A 16,336-nucleotide genomic window follows, 5' to 3' on the forward strand; every position below is an offset into this window, starting at 1 on the left:
AGGAGTGCACTCATCACGTCCCAGCATTCGCGGGCATCAAGGCCAAACAAGTGTCAACCGCCGTCAACAATCGTTCAGCCACCGTAAACGGCTCCATCGCCCTCGCTACTCCAGCTCTGCATTATCATTCACCGGCACGCTGACTGCCTTTCACCTGCTCCCAGGCCTTCAAACCGCCCTGCGCCTGCTGCACTCCATGCCAGGTCTCATGCGGCAGGTGCTCTTTCTGACCCGGAGCAAGGAGAATGTCGCTTTCCTGCGCATAATTCTACTTTGGTAACTCTTCAGGACGTTCATAAAAGTCATCAGGAGATTTCCACCCTCAGCCTCAGGCATCCGTGTCAATCCGTGTTATCCGTGGTCAAACATTCTGGAAGAATCAGGTCTGATCAGGCCCATATTAGGACTTACCAAAGTAGAAATAAGCTTCGGCGTTGAGTTCCTCAGATTTGGCGGAGTTGTAGTGCACTTTCACGCCATCGAGCGAAAGACCCGATAGCGCCTCAACGCCGGCCTTGAGTTCGTCGGACAGACCGGTGTGCCTCGGCACATGAGTAATCGGGAGTTTTTCTGGCTGCACGGGTAGGCAGAATATGTCTAGAAACGGATGAGTGCCCCCCCCTCCTCAAGAAAACTCATGCGTCGCAAAACGCATCTGCCCGATGATTTTCACCCCATGCATCAACCCGCACGTCCATCCTTCTCCAGTTCGAGCTTCAGACCGAAGCAGACGTCTTCAAGGCGGATCACACGTGGCCCACGTTCGATGGCTTTGAGCACGCTGTAGCGCACCGCGTTCACAATTTGGCCGCCGGTTACTTCATACTCACGCGCCAGATACTCGAGTTGCACAGCAGGCTCCAGTTCGAGGGGCGGGGTGAAGGCTCGTTCCCACAACCGACGGCGCAGGGTGCGGTCTGGCGGTGCAAAGTGAATGCAGCTTTGGAGGCGGCGCAAAAAGACGGAGTCGATATTTGCTGAGGAATGGGCCGCGAGAATCACCACGCCGGGGTAGGCCTCGATCCGTTGCAGAAGGAAGGACGTTTCCAGGTTCGCGTAGCGCTCATTCGCCTGTTCGGTATGCGTACGACGGCCAAACAGAGCATCGGCTTTGTCAAAATAGAGGATCCAGTTCTTGTCCGCGGCCTGATTAAAAACGTCGGCCAGATTTTTCGCGGTCTCGTCTAGGTACTTGGAAATCACCTGCGGAAGATCCACGCGGTACACGTCCATTCCCTGAGATTGCCCCAGCAGGCAAGCTGTCATTGTCTTGCCGGTCCCGGGTGGGCCGTGAAAGAATGCTTTGTACCCTGGCGAAGTCCGCTGGCCTAAGTTCCACTCGCCCAGCAGCGCGCGGCCATGCCTCATCCATAAGTTGACCTCCTGTACCTGCATCATCACATCCGGCGCCAGGATGAGATCATCCCAGGTCAAACACGAAGTGATGCGCTTGGCCGGAAAGTGGGCGCTGAGGTCCGGCTTAAGAGTGCTTTTGGTTTTCATCGAGATCGAGTTTCAGACCCAGTCAACATAAAGCGGATCAGGCATCCACAGTGGCTTTATCACGCCAAAGCTCCACGGAATCGTGGACATGAGCACATCAAAGCCACGATGCTCAATCGAGATCGTCCAGCGCTCCTTCCCTCGGGTGAGTTTGCCACGCCGCCAGAGGAAGGAGCCGCGAAAGCCGTCAGGAGAGAGATTGCCCGCGGTCGGCCAGTTCTGAATGGCACTGCGCAGCAGCATCTGCGTGTGCGTACGATCCTGCTCACCCAAACCGTTCTCACGTGCCACCGGAGTGTCGGGCGTAAGTCCGCAGAGCACTTTGTTCAGCACCAGCGACTGCTCGGGCACCGCAGTCTCCTCGGTCAGCAAAGCATGGATCAGATGTACCCCACACGCAGCCGCCGTTTGATCGCGAAAGCGCCCGTTTTCGAGCAACCCGTGTTTTTCATGCAGCCGGGCAAAGTAGGGCGAGAGGATCACCAGCCCTGCATTCTCAACGTCGTATGAGTCTCCCATCATCATCTGCTACGGCCTAGGTTACCCCATCATCGTGAATCATTGCAAAAAAAAAGGGCAGGAGATTCACCCCCTGCCCTTCGTAATCTGACTGGATTCTGCGCTACTCCAGCGGCGGCGTCGGCGCGGGCTTGGCGGCCTTCGGAGCCTGTGCCGGAGCCGGAACTGCTGCCTGGGCCACAGGCGCGGCGGCAGCGTCGCCATGATTCTCTCCATGATGGTCGTCATCGTGGTGGTCGTCATGCTCGTCGTGCTTGTCCTCGCGTGGGTCATGCCCTTCAGCATGCAGGATGTCCTTGTGCTCCGTGACGCCCTTCAGGTGCGTCTTGAACTTGCGGTGGCGCTGGCGCTCCGGCAGCGGACTCAGCTGCATGTTGATGTTGCGGCCCGCCATCCGCGGATCCTGGTCCACATGGCCCATGGTAAGGAGGTCTTCCTTGATCTTCTTCGCCAGCTGGTGCCCCAGCTCCTGATGCGCCATCTGACGGCCGCGGAACTGCAGCTGGATGCGCACCTTGTGCCCTTCCGCCAGGAAGTCTTCGGCATGCGTGATCTTGATCAGGTAGTCATGCGGGTCGATGCCGATGCGGAATTTCATTTCCTTCACCTTGCCGCCCTTCTGGTGCTTGTGGGCCTCCTTCTTGTGCTTCTCCTGGATGTACTTGTACTTCCCGTAGTTGACGATTTTGCACACGGGCGGGTCCGCATTCGGCGCCACTTCCACCAGATCGAGCCCTCGCTCCTTGGCGATACGAATGGCCTGCGACGTGGCGATGATGCCAAGCTGATGATGCCCGTCTTCCTCAACCACACGCACCTTCGGCGCACGGATGCGCTCATTCACGCGAGTCTGGTCCACAAAACGTCCGTTCGGACGATCCCGGCCTCCGGGGCGATTGCCACCGCCGCCCGGACGGAATCCACCACCCGAGCCCTGATAGCCACCTGCGGGGCGCGGAGCAGGGCCGCTCGGACGCGGAGCTCCCAATGCAGGTCCGGCTGGACGCGGTGCTGGGTTCGCGGGGCCTGAGGGACCTGCCGGCCTCGGTGGGCCGCCTGTGCCTTGGTTTTGCTGGGGACGTGGCGCAAAATTGCCGCCGCTCAACTGCTGGAATGGATTGCTTATGGGATACCTCCGGGTGTGTTCAGAACTCCAGGCCGCCGTGTGGCAGGCACCTGGAAAAGGGTTTGGGAAAAGCGCGCTGAAAAAAACATCATGATCAGCGCGGACTCACTTCCAGCATGCACGCGCTCGCCTTCTCCCGTTCATGCGGGGTGTGTGGGCGCGTCAAAAATAAAATCATGCTGAGAAAAAAATCAAAAAGAGCGCTTTCTGTGAAAGCCGCTGGCAGAGCCTATGGACTCAAACGCTCGCCATAGGTAACGACTTTCACGACTTTCAGCAAGCCGATTTATTTTCTTGCAACATTTCCTAATGATCTTTGCCACAGACCCGGCACATGAACCGGTTCGCCCGGTTTGGAATCTCGTAACTCTGCCCGCGGCAGAAAGGGCAGGTCACGGCCACGCAGTTTCGCACAAACCAGCGTGTCGCCATTCCCACCACCAGCCCTCCCACCAGCATGGTCACCAGCGGCGGGATGTGGTGCTTTTCCAAAAAGTTCCACGCCAGCACAATAAGTCCGCAAAACAGTCCCGCTGTGAGCATGGGACCGAAAAAGCTGAGGACGAAGTGTCGGTTCGAAGTCATCGGGGAAGAAGGTAGTCTCACCCCTTCACTGCGTTCTGCAAGCCCTCACGCATCACCTCCAGCGGAGCAGGCGGGCCAAACCAGTGCTCGAAGGAAATCGCCCCCTGGTGCAGCAGCAGCGTCAGCCCGTCCACCGTCTTCGCCCCTGCCGCCTTGGCGTCTGCCACAAGAGTGGTCTCCCCACCGGCGCGATAGACCATGTCGAAGACCAGATGCTTTGCAGCCAGCGCGTCGGCCGGAAGCAGTCTGGCGTCGTCCGCTTTCATGCCCAGGGAGGTGGCATTCACAATCAAATCAGCCTCCGCCAGCGTCTCTCGCAGGGCGCCGTCATCCCAGGTCCTGACCCTCACATCAGGGCAGACCCCGAGGGCGCGAATCTCCGCCGCCACGGCATCCGCCTTCGCCGGTGACCGGTTCACCAGCGTCAGCTGTGGGCAGCCGCTCAGGGCGCTTTGCACCGCCACCGCCCGTCCGGCGCCGCCTCCCGCGCCGAGGATTAGTGCCCGCAAATCTTGAATCTCTGCTCCGAAAGCTTCCCGCACGCTGCGTAGAAATCCCGGCCCGTCGCTGTTGTAGCCATGCAGCCGCCCCTCACGGATCGCCAGCGTGTTCACGGCTCCAAGCTGTCGTGCCAGCGGATCCAGCACATCCACCGCATCCAGCGCTTCAAATTTGTGCGGAATGGTGATGTTCACGCCTAGAAAGCCGCAGGCGGCAAACTGCCGGAATGCCTCTGCCACCCGTCCTACCGGCACCTGCACGCGGATGTACTGGGCGTCCTTTCCGCAAGCCTTGAGCGCCGGATTGTGCATCTGCGGACTGCGCGAATGCCCGATGGGATCGCCGATCACCGCCAGCCGCGCAGGCGGTGTGAAGCGCTCCGCCACCGCGTCCCAGTTCATCAATTCTTCAAATGATAAAAAATCTCCCACACCGCAGACATGGCTCGGAACCACCGCCTGTCAAAGCAGCCCGCAATTTTCCCGCTCGACATCCCGTTCCATCCGCGCTGCAATCAGCACTCCCGTTTCCCCCAACCAACCACCACCCCATGCGACTCCTCTTTCCCCTGCTCACTCTCACCGTAGGCACTGCCCTCTTTCTCGCCCAGGCCGCGGAATCCACTGTGAAGCCCCTGCGCGTCCTCATCGTCGCCGGCGGCTGCTGCCATGAGTATGACAAGCAGCACATCATCCTCAAAGAAGGCATCGAGGCCCGCCTCAACGCCATTGTCGATGTCGCCTACAATCCCGACAAGTCCACCAAGGCCACCTTTGAGATCTACCAGGCCAAGGACTGGGCCAAGGACTTCGATGTCATCGTCCACGACGAATGCAGCGCTGACGTGACGGACCCCGCCTATGTAAAGGCCATCCTCGATGCGCACAAGGCCGGCAAGCCCGCCATCAACCTTCACTGCGCCATGCACAGCTACCGCTGGGGCAATTTCCGCGAACCCGTGAAGGCTGGCGCGGACAATGCAGGCTGGTATGAAATGCTCGGCCTCCAGTCCACCGGCCACGGCCCGCAGCAGCCCATCGACATCTCCTTCACCGACACCACCCACCCCATCACCAAGGGCCTCGAAAACTGGACCACCATCAACGAAGAGCTCTACAACAACATCCAGATCCTTACCGGCAAGGCGCTTGCCAGCGGCCACCAGGTTGTGCCACCCAAAGCCAAGAAAGGCGAAACCCTGCCGCCGGACGCCAAAGCCACCGAAGCCACCAGCGTTGTGGCCTGGACCAATGAATACGGCCCGAACAAGACCAAGATCTTCTCTACCACCATCGGCCACAACACCGCCACCGTCGCCGATACCCGCTACCTCGACCTTGTAACCCGTGCCATCCTCTGGACCACCAACCACATTGACGAAAACGGCAAAGCCCTCCCCGGCTACGGCAAATAAGAGCCTGTCCTGCCCAAATTTTGCAAATGCCCGGCGGTAGCACCTCCGGGCATTTTGCTTTTTTCTGCCGTACAACTCTCAGTTTTCCGCTCCGATCAGCGTTCTAGCCATCTCCACATGCGTCACATCCCATTCATCCTTCTCACGGCAATCTCGATTTTCCCTGCCTACGGAGACCCCGGCCACTCCGCCAACGGGGAGGCCTTCAATGAAGGCCCCCGCCAGGCCGCCGTCCTCATGCCAGGATGTGGGGACGTCCATTTCCCCATCAGTTCCAAGAATCCCGACGCGCAGAAGTTCTTCACCCAGGGCGTCGGCCAGCTCCATGGCTTTTGGTATTACGAAGCCGAGCGCTCCTTCCGCCAGGTGGCCGCTATCGATCCCGACTGCGCCATGGCCTACTGGGGCATGTCAATGGCCAACGTGAACAACGAACGTCGCGCCAGGGCCTTCATCAAAAAAGCCGCCCCCCTCAAATCCAAGGCCACACCTCGCGAACAGAAGTGGATCTCCACCCTCGAAAATCTCTACCGCGACGACGACAAGCGCGACAAAAAGCAGAAGAGCCTCGACTGCATCAAGGACTTCGAAACCCTCGTTCAGGACGACCCCAAAGACATCGAAGCCAAGGCCTTCCTCGTCTGGCGTGTCTGGTTTTCCCGCGAAGAAGCCCCCATCTCCAGCCTTCAGGCCCTCGATGCCTTGATCGACCAGATTTTCGCAGCCTCCCCCAACCACCCCTCCCACCACTACCGCATTCACCTTTGGGACCAGAGCAAGCCCATCCTCGCCCTCAAATCCGGCGCCCTCTGCGGCCAGTCCGCCCCCGGCATCGCCCACATGTGGCACATGCCCGGCCACACCTTCTCCAAATTGAAGCGCCCGGACGACGCCGCCTGGCAGCAGGAGGCCAGCACCCGGGTCGATCACGCCTACATGATCCGCACCTACATTTTGCCGGATCAGATACACAACTATGCACATAATGAGGAGTGGCTGACCCGCACTTTCAACGATCTCGGCCGCGCCAAAGACGCCGCCGCCCTTGCCCGCAGCCTCATCGCCATCCCCCGCCACCCCGGCTACAACACCCTCGAAAAGCCCTCAACCTCAGCCAGTTACGGCCGCACCCGCCTCATCGAAACCCTCCTGAAATGGGAGCACTGGAAGGAAGTCAAAGACTTCACCCGCCCCCCCGCCGGCCAGACCACCCACGACATCACCCGCCTCCGCGCCCTCGGCATCGCCTCCTACCACCTCAAAGACACCCCAGCCCTCGCCACCGCCCTCAAGGACCTCGAAGCCGTCAAGATCGACACCAAGGCTCCCGCCACCGACAACAGCAAAACCCAGCCTCTCCCCGAACCCAAGAAAGCAGAAACCAAAAAATCTACGCCCACAACCGCTGGCACCCCTCCAGCCAAGAAACCCGCCAAGCCGGAAGTGAAGGCTAAATCAAACGCCATCGCCGAGCTCAAAGCTCTCGCAGCCCTGAGCGACGCTTCGGCCCGTCGTGAAGATACCCGCAAGCTGCTCTCCGACCTCAAAGACAACGATGTACCGAAGGAAAGGCTGGCCCGTTACTGGTTGAAGTTTGACGACAAAACGCAGGCGGCAGAACTCACCAAGAACTTCACGGCAGACCTCGTCGGCCTGGCCACCAAAACCGAAGTGCTGCTGGAATGTGGCAAAACTGAAGACGCAAAAAAGGCCTTTGAGGAAACCCGCAAGCTGGCCTTTGCCATGGATCGAGATCTGCCCATCGCCAAGCGTCTGGATGCGCTGGCCAAGTCCTGGAACATTCAGGGTGAATGGCGTGCCGCCGCACCCAAGCGCACCGATAGCGGTGTACGCCCGGACATTGCCTCCCTGGGCCCCGTTCATTGGAGCGCACCGGAGGCGCCGACCTTTGAGGCTCTGACCCTGGAAGGCAAACCCGTCAAGAGCACTGACTTTACCGCGAAGAAGCCCACTCTTTTCATCTTCTACCTTGGCCATGACTGCGGTCACTGTGTCGAGCAGATGCAGGCCTTCTCGAAAGCTGTGGCCGACTTTGACAAGGCGGGCATCCAGCTGGTGGCCATCACCTTGGAAAAGCCGGAAGACGCAGCTGGCATCCGCCCCAAACTGGGGCTTAAACCCGAGCAGCCGCTCCCCTTCCCCATCCTCAGCGACGCCAGCCTGGCCTCCTTCAAAAAGGTGCGTGCGCATGACGACTTCGAAAACGAAAACCTCCACGCCACCATTCTCATCGACACGAACGGCAAGCAGCGCTGGCAGGACATCAGCTTTGATCCCTTCAAGGACGCGAAGTTTGCTTTGGAGGAATCAAAGCGCCTGCTGCAACTCGATGCCCCCAAGGCCTCTCCGGCACACGCGGGGGAGTAAGCCTTTGGTTTGATTTTCAGCACCACGGCGTTGCCGCCTGCGGCATTAGCCGTTAAGACAGCGCATGGATTTCCAACGTGTTTTTCTTCGTGTTGCAGCCGCCTGCTGCACGCTGCTCCTAGCTTCGTGTGAGATGCCTGCGCCGCAGGCTTATCAGCAACCGCAACAAGGCTATCAGCAGCCGCAGGCAGGGCCGTTTATGCTGGGAATTGATGTGCTGGCATCGAGGGGATTTGATCTGATCCGGGGGAAGAGGGTGGGGCTGATCACCAATCAAACCAGCATGACGGGACGTGGGGAACGGACGCGGACGGTCATGCAGCGGGCACTGGGACCGAATTTGGTGGCGCTGTATGCGCCGGAGCATGGGATCGACGGGACCATCGGGGCCGGGCTGCATGTGAGCACGAGGCGGGACAATGTGACGGGACTGACGGTTTACTCGCTGTATGGACCCACTCGAAAACCGACACCGGCAATGCTGGCTCCGATCGATGTCCTTGTATTTGATCTGCAGGACATCGGCTGCCGCAGCTACACGTATATCAGCACAATGATCGTGGCGATGGAAGCTGCGGCGGAATGCGGAAAACAGTTTGTGGTGCTGGACCGGCCGAACCCCATCGGCGGGTGGCGGGTGGAAGGCCCCCCGCTGGAGGCCAAGTGGAAGTCGTTTGTGGGTCAGATTCCAGTGCCGTATGTGCATGGCATGACTGCGGGAGAGCTGGCCATGATGGCGGCCGGACGTGGCTGGATGGCTCGGGTGCCGCGGCTGGATGTAGTGAAGATGCAGGGCTGGACCCGTGGCATGACATGGCAGGACACAGGACTGCATTGGTATCAGACGTCCCCAAACATACCGCACGCCACTTCGCCGTTTTATTACGTGGCCACGGGCATTCTGGGCGGAGCCACGTCGGTGGACATCGGCATCGGCACCGAAAATCCGTTTGGCTATGCGGGAGGCAGCGGTGTGAACCCGCAGGCACTGTACGCGTATTGCCAGCGGTTGAACACACCGGGTGTCAGCTTTTCGCCTTATTCGAAGAACGGGTTCGGCGGCGTGCGGCTCAACATTTCCCCGCGTGCGACAGCGGACATCACGGCGCTGGATGTGCTGCTGCTTGGAGAAATCAACCGCCAGACTGGAGGCAAAGTGATCGGGCGCATGAGCGGCTCAAAGCTGAACTTGTTTAACAAGGTGTATGGCAGCGAGTCGCTCTACCATGACCTGCGCCGTGGCGTTCCGGCGATGAGCATTGTTTCCCGCTGGCAGGGATACAACCAGAGCTTCCGCTCCCAGCGGCAGCGGTTTCTTCTCTATCCCTGACCACGCCAGCGGTAGCCGACGCCGCGCACGGTCTCGATGATTTCCTCGCTCTCGCGCTCGATCTTCCTGCGCAGTTTGGCGATGTGCTGGTCCAGTGTGCGGCTTTCCGGCATGTAATCGAGACCCCAGCAGACATCGAGCAAGGTGTCGCGGCTGAGCACCTGGCCGGCACGCTCGTGGAAGAGCTTGAGGATGGACACTTCGCGCGGAGTCAGGTCCATGCTGTCGGCTTCGCGCTGAGCACGGAGTTCGGCGGGAAAGACGCGCAGCGGGCCGAGCTGAAAGCTGGCGGAGGCAGGAGACTGCACCGTCTGCGTGCGGCGCAGGGCCGAACCGATCCGCGCGATTAGTTCGTGCTTGCCGAAGGGCTTGCGGACAAAATCATCGGCACCGAGACGGAGACCGACAACGACGTCGATCTCCTCGCTCTTGGCGGAGAGAAAGAGGATGGGCACCGACGAGTCTGCTGCACGCACACGGCGGCAGACTTCGTAGCCGTCGATACCGGGCATCATGATGTCGAGGCAGAGGAGGTCGGGTTTGTGCTTTTGCCAAAGGGTCAGCGCTTCTTCGCCATCGTGCGCCAGCAGCGTGCGAAAACCTTCGGGCTGCAGGCAGGCGGCGAGGCTTTCGAGGGTGACGGGATCGTCTTCGGCGAGCAGGATGGTCATGGAGCAGAGGTGAAGAAGTCAGGAGGTGGTCAAAAGGTCAAGATGGAGCTCAAAGCACGCACCTTTCTCACCCGGAATGAGCTTTAACGTGCCCCCCATGCGCGCAGCCAGATCTCGCGCAATAGCAAGCCCGAGGCCAGCGCCGCTGACACCGGCTTTTACGCGATCATCGGTGCGATAAAAGGGTTCAAAAACACGCTCAGTTTCGCTGGCAGAAATGCCTGGGCCTCCATCTGTCACGGTAAGGATGAATTCGTCAGCGGTCTGCCGGGTGTGAAGGGTGGCTGGTGCATGTGGGGCGTATTTCTCCACGTTCGAGAGCAGATTTGCAATGATCTGCGCGAGGGCGTCAGCATCCATCAAGGATTCGAGCCTTTCGCCTTCGTGGGTGCGAATCAGCGGGATGTCACGACGCTGAAGCGCGGCCTCAAACTGCCGCGCGATGCCGTCCACAACGGCAGCAGGAATGCATGGGGCGTTGTTGAGCTTCATGCGCCCTTCCTCCTGCCGGGAAAACGTGAGCACGTTTTCGATGAGGCGGCTGAGACGCCCGGCTTCTTCACGCACGATGGCAAAACGGCCGGTGGTGGCGTCCGGCACGGAGTCTTCAATCACATCCAGATTGAGGATGATGTTGGTCATAGGGGTGCGCAGCTCGTGGGAGACGCGGTTCACAAACGAAACCCGCTGTGCTGCCAGGTGAGCGGCGCGGCGCTGCTGGGCGCTCATCCAGATGCCGCAGCCTGCGACGAGCACTGCCAGAGCGAGCGAGCCGGCCAGAGTGGGCAGGTGATAGGTGGTTTGCATCTCACGCTCATCCCACGAGACCACCTGCCAGCCACCAAAGCGTGAAATGACCGGCCCCAGCAAATCGGGCTGCCGCGAAGGTAGATCGCCAATCGAACGCAGGATTTTCCCCTGAGCGTCCTGCACGGCATCCGGGCCGCCCAGTTTTTCCATGGAGCGAAAGCCTTCTTCCAGCCAAGTTTGGAAGTGGCCCGCCATCGCCGAACTGACGGCATCCCGGTCGACCAACATGACCACTGCAGTTCCGAGCGTCTGGACATAAAACATCAGCGGTTTCCCAGGCTCATCGATCCAGCCGGAAGTCCTGCCGCCGGCATCGCGAAACAACCGTTTGGGATCCAACAGCACGCGCGGGCGGGGGATGCCGCGCGGCTCTTTTTCGAGCGTTGGCTCGGGCAGTGGTGGATTCGCCACTGGGAGGAGACTCAGCTGCGTTTCAGGACTGGCGCTTTTCCAAAACAGCCATGCGATGTGCTGAATGCCCTCGATGTTTTGCGCGCGTCGTCTCGCGGTTTCGAGGTCGCTCCAGGCGTGGGTGAGCAGTTCGCCGGTGGTTTGAAGGTGCGCCTGATAAAGATCCTCCAGCTTGCGTGACTCGGCCTGCAATGCGGAAGCCAGCGCGTGCTGCGGCTGGCGGTCGCGCTCTCGCCGCAGCTCCGTTTCGCGCCGGGAAACCAGCAAGCCGCCCGCAGCGATGCAGACGGCGAGCGCGAGCATCATGCCAAGCACCATGCCCGCGCTCGAAACTGGTGAGCGTTCTTTGGCGTCCGTCTTCATTCCAGATTCACATCCAAAAAGAGCAGCCACATGCGCCCTGTGTCTTTGTGACCGAGTGCGCCGGTGTCTCCCGGCGGGTTGAGGGTGCTGATCAAATGGGTGGTGCCGACGAGCTGGGAGTAGGATGTGGTGACTTTCTGGCAGGAAAACACAGGAATGTCCGGGTAGTGCTCGTTCCAATTCTCACCCTTCAGATTGCCAGTCATGGTGACGAACTCAGGGGCGAGGGTGAGATCGGCAGTCGCGCCGTCGGCTCCGATCACGGCCTCCACTTCCAGACGAAAACCAAGGGAACGATTTTCAAAGGCCGTGGTGCCCGCAAGGCTCGCAGGCATGGCTGGTTGCCCCTGGTCTTTGGGATCCTTGGCAGGTTGCGCGGGCACGGCCTCGATCGGTGGAGAGAACTGGGTACCATAGGTGTAGAGGACACCCGATTCGTGGACGGCACGCACGGCGGGCTTCACATTGATTGTAGCAATATGCTCGAGGGCGGCGCTTTTGGATGCAAGCAGGGGTTTCAAGTCGGCCAGAAGGGCGGCGTTTGCCGTGCCGTGCTGTTTGAGAAGCTCCCAGCCTTTGGCGCGATCGAGCGAGATGACGCGGGCGGTGAGGAGCACATTGCCCTCTGTCACTGCGGCGGGCGCTTTGGGGGCCGGGAGGGGGACGACATGGGCGGTGGCAAACAGCAGTGTCGTGCTGCCTGGCTCCGGATGGCTGAGCGTGGCGAGGAGTGTTGGGGAGCCGGGGATGAAGCGGCTGGAGGAGGTGCGCTTGCGCGTGAAGAAGTTCGCCACCGGTACGCCCATAAGGGTTGTGTCTGCCTTGACCACGCGCAGCCCAAGGAGCTGATCCCGTGAGAAATCATAGGTGACATCGAGAGTGCCGTTTTCGCTGTTTAAAACGGTCTCGTATTCGAAACGATCTCCCAACTGTCGCATTTCCAAGGCCGTCGGATATTGGAATCCTTTGAGATCAGCGGGAGTCCACTCGCTGGGATGGATCAGTTCGTCCACGCTTTCGAGGACGGTGCGCATGCCGCTTTTATTGGTGACCCAATGGCATCCGTCGAGCCTGGCGCTGCCGGCTTTCACCGCCTCCAGCACCTGCGAGTAGAGCTTGTCACGGCCGCCGGGGGCGTCGAGCAGGGCTGCGTAGTCGGCCTGGGGCAGCGTGAAGGTTTCGAGCAGGCACTGGATGTTCCGGGGCGTGTCCTCCGACACAGCAGGTGCGGCGGCGGTCTGCTTGTCTTTGACGAAGGGGTCCTTGGGCTTGTCCTGCGCGGTTAGCAGGCTGGCGCTGGCGGAGGCGGCGAGAAGAAGCAGGCAGAGGTGTGGTTTCATGGTGCCGGGAGAGTGGCGCATCGGCAGGAGCTTGCGTCAACGCTGCATGATGGGAGTGTAAAAGTTCTGTCAAAAGACCGAAATCCGTGCTTATGACTGCCTGCCCGTTACCAAACAACCATGGAAGACCTCGAAATCGCCCGCGCCTGCGCCCTTTACGCCGATGACAAAAAAGCGGAGAACATCCGCATTCTGGACCTGCGCGGACTCTCGCCCATCTCCGACTACTTCGTGCTCGTCACGGCTATGTCCACGCCGCAGCTGCGTGCCGTGCGGGATGAAATCGTGGAGCGGATGAAGGAAGAGCACAAGATGCCCCCCACGGTGAAGGACGGCAATTTCGAGAGCCAGTGGATCATCCTCGTCTATGGAAGCGTGATGGTCCACATCCTCACGCCAGAGAAGCGCGAGTTTTACGCGCTGGAGGAACTGTGGGGTGATGCGCCGGAGCTTGCGCTGACTGTTGACGCCCCTGCCCCGCCACCGGAAGAGGCGAAGCCCAAGGCGGTGAAGAAGGTGACAGCCAAGAAAGCGGCTGTGAAAAAGACGGCCGCTAAGAAAGCACCCGCGAAAAAGGCGGCGAAGAAGAAGTAGGGCGACGGTCTCAGCTGCGGTCTAAGATTTCGGAAGCAAGCGGGACGCTTGCACTACGGGGCTGTATTCGCTAAAACAGCGGTCATGCCAGCCCGCATCCTGCTTGTTATTGTCTCCTGCGCCCTGAGCGTGGTCACCGGCCTTGTGATTGCCCGTGGGGGGGCTAACGAGGCGGAAGCACGCATGAAGACGGCTTTGTCCCATGCAACGGACTTCCTGAAGCAGCAGTCTGGGCAGGCGAAAAATGAACCAGTGTCCGTTACGGCGCAGCCGACGCAGGAGCGCCGACTCGTCATTGGCCTCTCGATGGACACGCTCAAGGAGGAACGCTGGCAGGTGGATCGGGATCTTTTCACCGCCAAGGTGCAGGCTGCTGGCGCGGAGGTGAAAGTGCAGTCCGCGAACAGCAACGACGTCATTCAGCTGCAAAACGTGGAAAGCCTGATCACGCAGAAGGTGGATGCGCTGGTGATCATTCCCCACGATGGCGCGGCGATGGCCAAGGCGGTGAATCTCGCGCATCAGGCCGGGATTCCCGTGCTTTCCTATGACCGGCTGATCACGGGATGTGATCTGGATCTGTATCTGACTTTTGACAATGTGAAGGTTGGAGAGTTGCAGGCCAAATTTCTCGCGGATCGCATTCCCGCAGGCGGCAAGCTGAGGCTGGTCCGCATCTACGGAGCGAAGACCGACAACAACGCGAAACTGTTCAAGCAGGGGCAGGACAACATCCTGCAGCCGCTGATCGCCGCAGGCAAAGTGGAGGTCCTTTTTGAGGACTGGGCAGAGGATTGGAAACCGGAAAGCGCCAAGAAGATCACCAATGCGGCCATCACCAAAAACGGCCCGAACTTTGACGCGATTCTGGCGAGCAACGATGGCACTGCGGGCGGTGCGATTCAGGCGCTGACGGAGGAAGGACTGGCAGGGAAGGTTATCGTCACCGGACAGGATGCCGACCTCGCTGCCTGCCAGCGCATCGCCCAAGGAACCCAGGCGATGACCGTTTACAAACCCATCCATAGCATCGCCACCAAGGCGGCGGAGCTGGCGATAAAGCTCGCTCAAAGGAAACCGCTGGTGGCGCGGGATGCGATTTCAAACGGGCAGATCGAAGTGCCATCCGTGCTCCTGGACATTGTGTCGGTGACCAAGGAAAACTTGAGAGAGACTGTTGTGAAAGATGGTTTCCGTAAAGAGGCAGAGGTCTTCCAATCCAACCAGCCATGATCCTTCGAGCACAAAACATTACCAAACGATTCCCCGGTGTGACAGCACTGAAGGATGTGTCCTTTGATCTTCATAAAGGTGAAATCCACGCGCTATGCGGCGAGAACGGAGCGGGAAAAAGCACGCTGATCAAGCTGCTCTCCGGCATTCATCCCCATGGCAGCTACGAAGGGCGGTTTGAAGTGAATGGCGTGGAAGCCACCTTTTCCACGATCAAAGACGCGGAAAAGGCGGGTATCGCGGTGATCTATCAGGAGCTGGCTCTGGTGGAGGAGATGACAGTGGCGGAGAACATTTTCCTGGGGCGTGAGCCGCGGCGCTGGGGAGTGTTCATAGACTGGCCGCGCATGTATCGTGAAGCGCAAGCTTTGCTGAACCGCTTCAAGGTAAACCTGGACCCCGCTGCACCAGTGCGCACGCTGGGGGTAGGACAGAAGCAGCTGGTGGAAATCATCAAAGCGCTGGCGAAAGATTCGAAGATCCTCATTCTCGATGAACCGACGGCGGCGCTGGCGGAGCATGAGGTGCTGATCCTGCTGGAGATTCTGCGTGATCTGCGCAGCCGGGGCATCGCGAGCATTTATATTTCGCACAAGCTGGATGAAGTCTTTGGCGTTTCAGACCGCATCACGGTGCTGCGAGACGGCACAACGGTTTGCACCACGAAGGCCGCTGAAACCAACAAGGCGGAAGTCATCCGCCAGATGGTAGGGCGTGAGATTGGCGATCTTTTTCCGCGCCGCTCCACACACCCAGGCGAAGTCATTCTGCGGGTCGATTCCCTGACCGTGGCGGATGGCGAGTCGGGCGCGGCACGGCTGCATGACATCAGCTTTGAACTGCGTGCTGGTGAAGTTCTGGGCATTGGCGGCCTGATGGGTGCGGGGCGCACGGAATTGCTCATGCATCTGTTCGGTGCCTGGGGGCGCGGTGTTTCGGGCAGAATGGAGCTGAGGGGAATGCCGCTCAAAGGACTCACGCCGGAGACGATCATACAACGCGGGCTCGTGCTGGCCTCCGAGGACCGTCGGCGCTATGGCCTGCATTTGGAACAAGAGATCGGTTTCAATCTCTCGCTCTCGTCACTGGCCAGCATCACCCGCGGAGGATTCATTCAGCGCAATGCGGAGATCCGACGCAATCAGAGCATCTTTGACTCCCTGCGTGTGAAGGCCACCGGGCTGGAGGCCGTGGTGGGCAAGCTCTCCGGCGGCAACCAGCAGAAGGTCGTGCTGGGCAAGGCGCTGCTCACCGAGCCTTCGGTCATCTTGCTGGATGAGCCAACGCGCGGCATCGATGTGGGCGCGAAGCTGGAGATCTACGAGATCATCAATCAGCTCACAGCGGCGGGCAAAGCAGTGATCCTGGTTTCGAGCGAGCTGCCAGAACTCATCGGCATGAGCGACCGAATCTTAATGCTCAATGAGGGACGTATTGGGGGATCCTTTATACGCAATGAGGCCACGCAGGAGAAGTTGATGGCCGCGGCCATGGGCCATGCGGGATGATTCTTTTGAAAAGCAGCCCTCTTTTCCACGTTCGACATCC

15 protein-coding genes are annotated in these 16,336 nt (G+C 59.9%); 6 read left to right on the forward strand and 9 right to left on the reverse strand.

From position 1 onward, the window contains the following. Positions 1-400: 400 nt before the first annotated feature. From ACILSR_RS30185 to aroE, 6 genes are all read right to left on the reverse strand, one after another. The gene (locus ACILSR_RS30185) at positions 401-580 is read right to left on the reverse strand and encodes a hypothetical protein (protein WP_395753538.1); all 180 of its coding nucleotides are present in this window, start codon (positions 578-580) and stop codon (positions 401-403) included. Positions 581-681: 101 nt separating this feature from the next. After that, entirely contained in the window at positions 682-1,503 is an 822-nt protein-coding gene (locus tag ACILSR_RS30190; RefSeq protein ID WP_395753539.1) for an ATP-binding protein, read from the reverse strand. A 12-nt stretch (positions 1,504-1,515) separates the two neighbouring features. Then, positions 1,516-2,028: a contractile injection system tape measure protein gene (locus tag ACILSR_RS30195; protein WP_395753540.1), complete on the reverse strand. Its 513-nt coding sequence runs from the start codon at positions 2,026-2,028 to the stop codon at positions 1,516-1,518. A 97-nt stretch (positions 2,029-2,125) separates the two neighbouring features. Further along, complete coding sequence (infC, locus tag ACILSR_RS30200) at positions 2,126-2,866, reverse strand: translation initiation factor IF-3 (protein ID WP_395753541.1); 741 nt, start codon at positions 2,864-2,866, stop codon at positions 2,126-2,128. A 588-nt stretch (positions 2,867-3,454) separates the two neighbouring features. Further along, positions 3,455-3,733: a hypothetical protein gene (locus ACILSR_RS30205; RefSeq protein WP_395753542.1), complete on the reverse strand. Its 279-nt coding sequence runs from the start codon at positions 3,731-3,733 to the stop codon at positions 3,455-3,457. Positions 3,734-3,750: 17 nt separating this feature from the next. Further along, positions 3,751-4,635, reverse strand: coding sequence for a shikimate dehydrogenase (aroE, locus tag ACILSR_RS30210; RefSeq protein WP_395753543.1), 885 nt, complete (start codon positions 4,633-4,635; stop codon positions 3,751-3,753). 149 nt (positions 4,636-4,784) lie between these two features. Between aroE and ACILSR_RS30215 the strand changes: the two genes are divergently transcribed. The 3 genes from ACILSR_RS30215 to ACILSR_RS30225 all read left to right on the forward strand — a co-directional run bounded on the left by ACILSR_RS30215 (position 4,785) and on the right by ACILSR_RS30225 (position 9,366). Continuing rightward, a complete protein-coding gene (locus ACILSR_RS30215; RefSeq protein ID WP_395753544.1) occupies positions 4,785-5,648 on the forward strand; it encodes a ThuA domain-containing protein in 864 nt (287 codons plus the stop codon). Positions 5,649-5,765: 117 nt separating this feature from the next. Then, entirely contained in the window at positions 5,766-8,036 is a 2,271-nt protein-coding gene (locus ACILSR_RS30220) for a peroxiredoxin family protein (RefSeq protein WP_395753545.1), read from the forward strand. Positions 8,037-8,100: 64 nt separating this feature from the next. Further along, positions 8,101-9,366 carry an exo-beta-N-acetylmuramidase NamZ domain-containing protein gene (locus tag ACILSR_RS30225; protein WP_395753546.1) on the forward strand — a complete coding sequence of 422 codons (1,266 nt, stop codon included), beginning with the start codon at positions 8,101-8,103 and terminating at the stop codon, positions 9,364-9,366. Here ACILSR_RS30225 and ACILSR_RS30230 read toward each other — a convergent pair. Genes ACILSR_RS30230 through ACILSR_RS30240 form a run of 3 tightly spaced genes read right to left on the reverse strand, consistent with a single transcriptional unit; the run spans position 9,357 to position 12,961 of the window. Next, positions 9,357-10,037, reverse strand: a complete 681-nt coding sequence (locus tag ACILSR_RS30230) for a response regulator transcription factor (protein ID WP_395753547.1) — start codon at positions 10,035-10,037, stop codon at positions 9,357-9,359. The two genes, ACILSR_RS30225 and ACILSR_RS30230, sit on opposite strands and share 10 nt — an antisense overlap. Positions 10,038-10,055: 18 nt before the next feature. Continuing rightward, positions 10,056-11,621, reverse strand: a complete 1,566-nt coding sequence (locus ACILSR_RS30235; RefSeq protein ID WP_395753548.1) for a sensor histidine kinase — start codon at positions 11,619-11,621, stop codon at positions 10,056-10,058. After that, on the reverse strand, positions 11,618-12,961 hold the full coding sequence (locus ACILSR_RS30240; RefSeq protein ID WP_395753549.1) for a hypothetical protein: 1,344 nt from the start codon (positions 12,959-12,961) through the stop codon (positions 11,618-11,620). Before ACILSR_RS30240 ends, ACILSR_RS30235 begins: the two co-directional genes overlap by 4 nt. Positions 12,962-13,081: 120 nt before the next feature. Between ACILSR_RS30240 and rsfS the strand changes: the two genes are divergently transcribed. The 3 genes from rsfS to ACILSR_RS30255 all read left to right on the forward strand — a co-directional run bounded on the left by rsfS (position 13,082) and on the right by ACILSR_RS30255 (position 16,296). Beyond that, entirely contained in the window at positions 13,082-13,555 is a 474-nt protein-coding gene (gene rsfS, locus ACILSR_RS30245; protein WP_395753550.1) for a ribosome silencing factor, read from the forward strand. An 84-nt stretch (positions 13,556-13,639) separates the two neighbouring features. Then, positions 13,640-14,788 (forward strand): sugar ABC transporter substrate-binding protein, encoded by a 1,149-nt coding sequence (locus ACILSR_RS30250; RefSeq protein WP_395753551.1) that lies wholly within the window; start codon positions 13,640-13,642, stop codon positions 14,786-14,788. Further along, positions 14,785-16,296 (forward strand): sugar ABC transporter ATP-binding protein, encoded by a 1,512-nt coding sequence (locus ACILSR_RS30255; protein ID WP_395753552.1) that lies wholly within the window; start codon positions 14,785-14,787, stop codon positions 16,294-16,296. Before ACILSR_RS30250 ends, ACILSR_RS30255 begins: the two co-directional genes overlap by 4 nt. Positions 16,297-16,336: the final 40 nt, after the last annotated feature.

It is taken from the genome of Prosthecobacter sp. (assembly GCF_044222565.1).
In the GTDB taxonomy this organism is placed as follows: Bacteria; Verrucomicrobiota; Verrucomicrobiia; order Verrucomicrobiales; family Verrucomicrobiaceae; genus Prosthecobacter.